This window comes from Streptomyces sp. NPDC054770 (assembly GCF_053611985.1).
This window is the reverse complement of record NZ_JBSHBL010000112.1, coordinates 20,167-28,482: the sequence shown is the minus strand read 5'-3', so window position 1 is coordinate 28,482 and position 8,316 is coordinate 20,167. Positions and strand designations below refer to the sequence as shown.

The 8,316-nt window shown below is 70.3% G+C and carries 5 protein-coding genes; 3 read left to right on the top strand and 2 right to left on the bottom strand.

What is annotated here, in order from left to right; genetic code table 11:
* Positions 1-231: 231 nt before the first annotated feature.
* Both ACWGKQ_RS47755 and ACWGKQ_RS47750 read right to left on the bottom strand, forming a co-directional pair.
* Positions 232-1,845, bottom strand: a complete 1,614-nt coding sequence (locus ACWGKQ_RS47755; RefSeq protein ID WP_453298383.1) for an NADH-ubiquinone oxidoreductase-F iron-sulfur binding region domain-containing protein — start codon at positions 1,843-1,845, stop codon at positions 232-234.
* Complete coding sequence (locus tag ACWGKQ_RS47750; protein WP_453298382.1) at positions 1,842-3,053, bottom strand: cytochrome b/b6 domain-containing protein; 1,212 nt, start codon at positions 3,051-3,053, stop codon at positions 1,842-1,844. Before ACWGKQ_RS47750 ends, ACWGKQ_RS47755 begins: the two co-directional genes overlap by 4 nt.
* 484 nt (positions 3,054-3,537) lie before the next feature.
* Between ACWGKQ_RS47750 and leuS the strand changes: the two genes are divergently transcribed.
* The 3 genes from leuS to ACWGKQ_RS47735 all read left to right on the top strand — a co-directional run bounded on the left by leuS (position 3,538) and on the right by ACWGKQ_RS47735 (position 8,217).
* Entirely contained in the window at positions 3,538-6,417 is a 2,880-nt protein-coding gene (gene leuS, locus ACWGKQ_RS47745; protein WP_453298381.1) for a leucine--tRNA ligase, read from the top strand.
* Positions 6,418-6,570: 153 nt separating this feature from the next.
* Positions 6,571-7,299, top strand: a complete 729-nt coding sequence (locus ACWGKQ_RS47740) for a hypothetical protein (protein ID WP_453298380.1) — start codon at positions 6,571-6,573, stop codon at positions 7,297-7,299.
* A gap of 72 nt (positions 7,300-7,371) precedes the next feature.
* Positions 7,372-8,217 carry a DegV family protein gene (locus ACWGKQ_RS47735; RefSeq protein ID WP_453298379.1) on the top strand — a complete coding sequence of 282 codons (846 nt, stop codon included), beginning with the start codon at positions 7,372-7,374 and terminating at the stop codon, positions 8,215-8,217.
* Positions 8,218-8,316: the final 99 nt, after the last annotated feature.

The following is an 8,316-nucleotide window of genomic DNA, read 5'->3' as shown; positions in this document are numbered from 1 at the left end:
GGCATATTCTTATGTTGTTCGCGCGCGTGCTGGCCTTGCTGGGGGTCTGGAGTAAATTACACCTTCCCTCCACAGAAATCGAAGGCGGACCATCCAAACGGATGGTCCGCCTTCGGCGTTGTTACGGTCGACGTCGGCCGGATCGGCGTTCTCCTGTTCGCCTCGCACGCGTGGGGCGGGCCACCCGACCAGGGTGGCCCGCCCCACGCGTGCGTGCCGTGAAGCGTGCGGTCAGCGTCCCAGCGCCCGGCGGCCACGGCCCTGCGAGAGAACCGGCAGGTTCTTGGCCGGTGCCTGCGAGCGAGTGTCCTCCTCCAGGCGCAGGGCGAGCGCCGGGCAGCGGCGCACCGCGCGTAGCGCCTTGGCCTCCGCGAACCGGGGCACCTTCGCCTGCGCGACCGTCGGGAAACCGTCCGCGCCCAGTTCGAAGACCTCCGGGAGGATGTCCGCGCACAGGCCGTGGCCCCGGCACAGCGTCCAGTCGACGTAGATCTTCTGCCGGCTGCCGGCACCGTTGTCCTCGGGCTCTCCGCCGCCCGGGATGCCCGTAGGCATCTTGCCGTCCTCGAAGAGCGGCAGAACGCCTTCCACGGGCCGTCCGCAGCCGTTTCCGAGAACGTGCGCGGCCAGGTCGTCTGTGAACGCCTTGATCGTCGACTCCAGGAACATCGCGGAGCCGTCCGGGTGCGAGCACGCCCCGCGCCGCTTCACGTTCTTCGCGACCTGTTTGAGCGCCTCCAGGGCGGCCGGTCCGCCGCCGTTGAGGATGTCCTCCATGCCGCGCGCGGCCGCCGGCAGACCCAGGTAGCAGGGACCGCACTGTCCCGCGCTCTCCTCCGCAAGCCACTGGGCGACCCGCAGCGACTCACCCAGCGGACAGGTCTCCTGCGTGATCGGCAGGATGGCGCCGGCGCCCAGCGCACCGCCCACCGCGTCGAGCGAGTTACGGGAGACGATCGCCTCGTTGACCGTGGCCGCGTCGATCCACCTGCCGTGGTAACCGCCGGTCAGCACACCCTGCGGCACCGGCGGGGCACCGGCCAGCTGCAGGACGTACCGCAGCGGCACGCCCGTGGGGACCTCGATGACCATGGGGCGGGCGACCGCACCGGAGACCGTCAGCATGACGGTGCCCGGCTCGTCGTACAGGCCGGTGTTGCCGTAGCGCTCCGGGCCGATGCGGGCGGCGATCGCCAGCTGCGCGAACGTCTCCGCGTTCGACAGCAGCGTGGGCGCGCCGCCGACGCCGTTCTGCGAGGCGCTGGTCTTGCGGCCGGGCGGGATCGCCGGGCCGCCGTCGATCGAGCGGATCAGCGACGCGGCCGCGCCGGTGACCATGCGGATCGGGTTGCGCTGGACGAACGCCTTCAGCGCCGAACGCCGGCCGTTGCTCAGACCGCGCTCGGCGAGCGCCTGTTCCATGGAGCGCTGCGTGGACTCCCGGGTGACCCCCACCACGAGCGTGCGGGCACCCAGCGCCTCGGCGCACAGCAGCGCACCGTCCAGGATCAGATGCGGGGCACGGTTGATCAGCACCGTGTCCTTGCGGCAGGCCGGCTCGTCCTCACTGCCGTTGACGACGACGACCGGCCGTACGCCGCGCTTGATCGCGGCCTCGGCGACCGAGCGCAGCTTCTTGTGGAAGGGGAAGCCCGCGCCGCCGCGGCCCTTCAGGTTGATGCGTTCGGAGAGCTGCGCGAGCTGCTCCCCGCCCAAGGGCTCAAGCGGCCCGTGCACCTTGAGGTGCATGGGCAGATCGAGTCTTTCGACAAGGTCGAAGCCAGACGTGAGCTGCGGAAGGCCGACCACGCGGACTTCTGGGACGTCGGGCAGGGCCTCGTTCACCTATAGCCTCCGGAAGGCGTGTTCCAAGGTTCGCCCGAACCCGGTGCGTCGAAGGACGCGCCGGGCGGTGGTTCGTTGGCGGGACCGCTGTTGTACGTGTCATTCGAGTTGTACGTCCCGTACCGGGCGTTCGTCTCACCCGTGTCGTACACATCACGTCCGACCGTGCCGCCTGTGCCCGGATTGCCATAGGCCGGGATGTTGTATCCGGTGTCCTGGAGCGGGTCGTACGCAGACCGGGGCGCCTCGCCGACCGGCGGCGGGGACGGGATCGGCCAGCTGCCCGAGGTGCTGGACGGACCGTCCACACGCTCCATGCGCGCGGTCTGACCGGCCGCGAACGGAGACTGGGGCTGGCCGGGCATGGACGTGGCCCGGTAGGCGGCGGCGAAGCCGGAGGCCGGCTCGGGGCCGGGTGCGGCGGCCGCCCCGGACGGGAACAGCGGGTTCGACTGCGAGGTCGCCGTGTCGGCGCGCGACGGCCTCGGCTCGCGCTCGCGCATGGTGTCGTAGCCCGGCAGCGAGGACTCGCTCATCCGGGCGCGGCTGGCGTCCAGATCGTCCAGCTCCGGCCGCTCCGAACTGCCGAAGACGGACACGAGACGGTCGGCGACCCTCCGCTTGAACGGGCGGGGGGCGGCGCGCAGCGCCAGTGCGGCCATCACGCCGACCAGGCAGAGGTCGTACGAGATCATGAAGAACGGCTTCGCCGCGCGGCCCGCGTACAGGCCGTGGATCAGTGCGGCGCACCAGGACGGGTAGGCCAGCATGTGCATGGCCCGCCAGCGGGCCGCGACGACGGCCGGCGCGGCGAAGTTGCTGCGCAGGGCGCCGGTGACACCCACGAAGATCATCAGCAGTCCGGCCAGCGATCCGAGTCCGATCAGGCCGGCGCTTCCGGTGAAGCCGAGTGAGAACGGAATGATCGCGGCGATCACCACGGTGTGATCCAGGGCGATCTTCGTGACGATGTGCACCAGCAGGAACGCGATCGAGGCGACCGCGGTCGTCCGGTGCACCGCTTGGCCGACGATCCGCTGGCGGGTGTTGAGAAAGATGCGGTCCTGTGAGATCAGACCCCAGATCACCGAGCAGCTCAGCGAGACGAGCGAGAGCACGCCTGCGCCGAAGTTCAGGAACTGTTGGAACTGGCTGCCTCCGGTCAGCACGACCACGGGTATGAGCAACAGGACGACAGCGGATGCCACCCCCCAGGCCGAACGGCCTGGCTTGGGAAGCGAGCTGTTACTACGACGAGGGTTCATGGGGGCAACTCCGAGCAGTTCGGGAAAGCGGTCCCGGTGCCGCAGCCTAAGTGGCGCCATACCGATCAGTACGAGGTTTGAGTTATTGCGTTGTTATCAAGGGGCGGTGCTGCCCTTGCGATGTCCCTTAGCGGACGTTACGCGAACTAATTTTTGAACCTGGTTCAACTCTCGTCCCGATGGTCGCCTCAGACACACGTGTCAACCATTGATACGCAAGCGCGTCGCGGCTTGCTCAAGCGCTGCGGTACTCTGACGCCATGCGTGCCGTACGCCTTCTGCTTAGCGGGCCGCGCTGATCAGTCCCGACCGCCGGACGAAACGGTTGGTCGGCATCGGCGCGGCGTCCCCTCCTGTGTGAGGGGATTTTTCGTTTCTAGAACGTTCGCAGCCGCAGGCAGAGACGACCGATGGAGCTTTGAGGATCATGAGCGAGACGAACCCCGCTGCCGCCGCCACGTCGGCGGAGGCCGCGCCGCACCGCTACACGGCCGCTCTGGCGGCCGAGATCGAGGCACGCTGGCAGGACTTCTGGGACGTCGACGGCACCTACTCGGCCCCGAACCCCACGGGTGACCTGGCGGGCGACCCCGAGCTGGTCGCCAGGCCCAAGAAGTTCATCATGGACATGTTCCCGTACCCGTCCGGTGCGGGCCTGCACGTCGGCCACCCGCTGGGCTACATCGCGACCGACGTCTTCGCCCGCTTCCAGCGGATGAACGGCCACAACGTCCTGCACACCCTGGGTTTCGACGCCTTCGGCCTGCCCGCCGAGCAGTACGCCGTGCAGACCGGCACGCACCCGCGCGTGTCCACCGAGGCCAACATCGAGAACATGAAGGTCCAGCTGCGCCGGCTGGGCCTGGGCCACGACAAGCGCCGGTCGTTCGCCACGATCGACCCGGACTACTACAAGTGGACCCAGTGGATCTTCCTGCAGATCTTCAACTCCTGGTACGACGACGAGGCGAAGAAAGCCCGCCCGGTCTCCGAGCTGATCGCCCAGTTCGAGTCCGGTGAACGTGCCGTACCGGGCCACACGCGCGCGTGGAACGAGCTGACCGCCGCCGAGCGCAGCGACGTCCTGGGCGAGTTCCGCCTGGCCTACGCCTCCGACGCACCGGTCAACTGGTGCCCCGGCCTGGGCACCGTGCTGGCCAACGAGGAGGTCACCGCCGACGGCCGTTCCGAGCGCGGCAACTTCCCCGTCTTCAAGGCCAAGCTGCGCCAGTGGAACATGCGCATCACCGCCTACGCCGACCGGCTGCTGGACGATCTGAACGAACTGGACTGGCCCGAGGCCATCAAGCTGCAGCAGCGCAACTGGATCGGCCGCAGCGAGGGCGCCCGCGTCGACTTCCCGATCGACGGCGAGAAGATCACTGTCTTCACCACCCGCCCGGACACCCTGTTCGGCGCGACCTACATGGTGCTGGCTCCCGAGCACCCGCTGGTCGACCGGTTCGTCCCGGCAGCCTGGCCCGAGGCCACCCACGACGTGTGGACCGGCGGCCACGCCACCCCCGCCGAGGCCGTCGCCGCCTACCGGGCGCAGGCCGGCGCCAAGTCCGACGTGGAGCGGCAGGCCGAGGCCAAGGACAAGACCGGTGTGTTCACCGGCGCGTACGCGACCAACCCGGTCAACGGCGACAAGATCCCGGTGTTCATCGCCGACTACGTGCTGATGGGCTACGGCACCGGCGCGATCATGGCGGTCCCGGCCGGCGACCAGCGCGACTTCGAGTTCGCGCGCGCCTTCGAGCTGCCGATCGTCTGCATCGTCGAGCCGACCGACGGCCGCGGCACCGACACGTCGACGTGGGAGGACGCCTTCGGCTCCTACGACGCGAAGATCGTCAACTCCTCCAACGACGACGTCAAGCTGGACGGTCTGCCGGTCGCCGAGGCCAAGGCCCGCATCACCGAGTGGCTGGCCCGCAAGGGCATCGGCGAGGGCACCGTCAACTTCCGGCTGCGCGACTGGCTGTTCAGCCGCCAGCGCTACTGGGGCGAGCCCTTCCCGATCGTCTACGACGAGGACGGCGTCGCCCACGCGCTGCCCGAGTCGATGCTGCCGCTGGAACTGCCGGAGGTCGACGACTACTCGCCGCGCACCTTCGACCCGGAGGACGCCGACACCCAGCCCGAGACGCCGCTGTCGCGCGACGAGGACTGGGTCAACGTCACCCTGGACCTGGGCGACGGGCCGAAGAAGTACCGCCGTGAGACCAACACCATGCCCAACTGGGCCGGTTCCTGCTGGTACGAGCTGCGCTACCTGGACCCGCACAACAGCGAGCAGCTGGTCGACCCGCAGATCGAGCAGTACTGGATGGGCCCGCGCGAGGGCATGCCGCACGGCGGTGTCGACCTGTACGTCGGCGGCGCCGAGCACGCCGTGCTGCACCTGCTGTACGCCCGTTTCTGGTCGAAGGTCCTGTACGACCTGGGGCACGTCTCGTCCGCCGAGCCGTTCCACAAGCTGTTCAACCAGGGCATGATCCAGGCCTACGTCTACCGCGACGGCCGCGGCTTCCCGGTGCCGGCCGCCGAGGTCGAGGAACTGGGCGGCGAGTACTACTACCAGGGCGAGAAGGTCACCCGCCTGCTGGGCAAGATGGGCAAGTCCCTGAAGAACGCGGTGACTCCCGACGAGATCTGCGCCGAGTACGGCGCCGACACGCTGCGCCTGTACGAGATGGCGATGGGCCCGCTGGACGTCTCCCGGCCGTGGGACACGCGCGCGGTGGTCGGCCAGTTCCGGCTGCTGCAGCGGCTGTGGCGCAACATCGTCGACGAGGCCACCGGCGAGGTCACCGTCACCGACGCCGAGGCCGACGAGGAGACGCTGCGTGCCCTGCACAAGGCGATCGACGGTGTCCGCCAGGACCTGGAGGGGCTGCGCTTCAACACGGCCATCGCCAAGGTCACCGAGCTGAACAACCACCTGACGAAGGCGGGCGGCGCGGTACCGCGTCCGGTCGCCGAGCCGCTGGTGCTGATGATCGCGCCGCTGGCCCCGCACGTCGCCGAGGAGCTGTGGCGCAAGCTGGGTCACACCGACTCGGTGGTGCACCGGGACTTCCCGGTCGCCGACCCGAACTACGTCGTCGACGAGACCGTGACCTGCGTCGTACAGGTCAAGGGCAAGGTCAAGGCCCGCCTGGAGGTGCCGCCGGCCATCTCCGACGAGGAGCTGGAGAAGGCGGCGCTGGCCGACGAGAAGGTCGTCGCGGCGCTGGGCGGCGCCGGGATCCGCAAGGTGATCGTGCGTGCGCCGAAGCTGGTGAACATCGTCACGGCGTGACACCGCGGACCGTCTCCGGGTGGTCCCCTACGGGCAGGTTCGGGGTTTTTCTGGAACTCCGGGCCTGCCCTTTGCGTTTACCGTTGAGGAGCACGGCCACCCACGCCGTGCCCGGAGCCGGCCGGGGTGGTGGGGCAGCGAGGAGGAGCACTCGTGGAAGCAGTGATCGCCGTATTCGCCGTGCTCTTCCTGCTCTTCGTCGCCGGTGGGGCGTACGTCACGTTCAAGGCGGTCGGCGCCGCCAAGCGCGGGGTGGACCGTACGATCACCCAGGCCCGGCGCACGGTCGAGGACCACACACTGCGCGCCAGGTCCATGGTCCAGATCGGTCCGGCGGCCGAGATCGCCCAGCTCAGGCTCACTCTGCGCACCTCGATGCGGGCCACTCAGGACGCGCTGGAGGCAGGCGCTGCCGACGACGAGTCGCTGAAGGAGTCCCTCGGTCTCTTCCAGCGTCTGAGCGCGCACGGGCACGAACTGGACGGCGAACTCAGGCGCCTGGAGTCCGAACCGGACCGGGCCACCCTCGCCACGCGCCTGCCCGACCTGCGCCGCCGCACCGGGCGCATCGCCGAGTCCGCGGACGCGTTGCGCTGGGCCGCCCGCGACCGGGCCCGCCGTTTCGCCGACGACGATCTGGACACCCTGAGCACCCAGATCGGTGTCGAGGCGGACGCCCTGCGGCACTGGACCCGGCCGGACCCGGCCGCGCAGACCCCGCCGTGGCCCGAGGCCGCCGCCGGCCCCGGCGACCGTCAGACCTGGCCCGGGCAACCCCGGTCCGCCGCCGCCGAGGAGCCGGTGCAGCCCGCGATCACCCCGCCCGGCCGGCCCCGTGCGTACCCCTGGCAGAAGAAGCCCCGGCCGGAGAGCACCACTTGACCCGGCCGGTCCTGATCCGGCCGGCCGGGGGCGGGCTGCCGCGCCCGGGCTACGCCAGGTAACCTCCAGCTCATGTCCCGCCATGTCGCGATCGTCACCGATTCAACGGCCTACCTGCCGCCGCGGACGGTGGAGCGCCACGGCATCACGGCGGTCCCCCTGACCGTGGTCCTCGGCGACCGGGCACTCGAAGAGGGCACCGAGATCTCGACCCGTTCCCTGGCCCAGGCTTTGCAGAAGCGGCGCCCCGTGACCACGTCCAGGCCCAGCCCGGAGGTGTTCGCCGAAACCTACCGCAGGGTCGCCGGGGCCGGGGCCACCGGAATCGTCTCGCTCCACCTGTCCGCCGAACTGTCGGGCACCTACGACGCGGCGGTTGTCGCCGCCCGTGAGGCACCTGTCCCGGTGCGGGTCGTGGACACCGGGATGGTCGCGATGGCCCTCGGTTTCTGCGCGCTCGCGGCGGCCGAGGCCGCAGAGGCGGGCGGTACCGTCGACGAGGCCGTCACGGCGGCGGAGAAACGGGCCGCCGGCACCTCCGCGTACTTCTACGTCGACACCCTGGACTATCTGCGCCGCGGCGGCCGCATCGGCGCCGCCCAGGCCCTGCTCGGCTCGGCGCTCGCCGTGAAGCCCCTGCTCCAGCTGGACGGCGGCCGGATCGAGCTCCTGGAGAAGGTACGGACGGCGTCCCGGGCCATCGCCCGCCTCGAGGAGCTCACCGCCGAGCGTGCGGGCGGCGCCGAGGTGGACATCGCCGTGCACCATCTCGCCGCCCCGGACCGTGCCTCGGCCCTCGCCGACCGGCTGCGGGCGCGGGTGCCCGGTCTGGCCGAGCTGCATGTCAGCGAGGTCGGCGCGGTCATCGGGGCGCACACCGGCCCCGGGCTGCTCGGGGCGGTCGTCTCGCTGCGGTGACCTGTGGATCCGAGGGCGCGAGCCCCGGCACCGTCACCCGTCCGGGTGGCGGAGTTATCCACAACCCGGCCGCGCTCCACGGAAACCGAGCAAGATCAT

Bases quoted from the DNA above. Each gene is read 5' to 3' on its own strand.
- leuS (WP_453298381.1), top strand. From the start codon at position 3,538: ATGAGCGAGACGAACCCCGCTGCCGCCGCCACGTCGGCGGAGGCCGCG.
- ACWGKQ_RS47735 (WP_453298379.1), top strand. From the start codon at position 7,372: ATGTCCCGCCATGTCGCGATCGTCACCGATTCAACGGCCTACCTGCCG.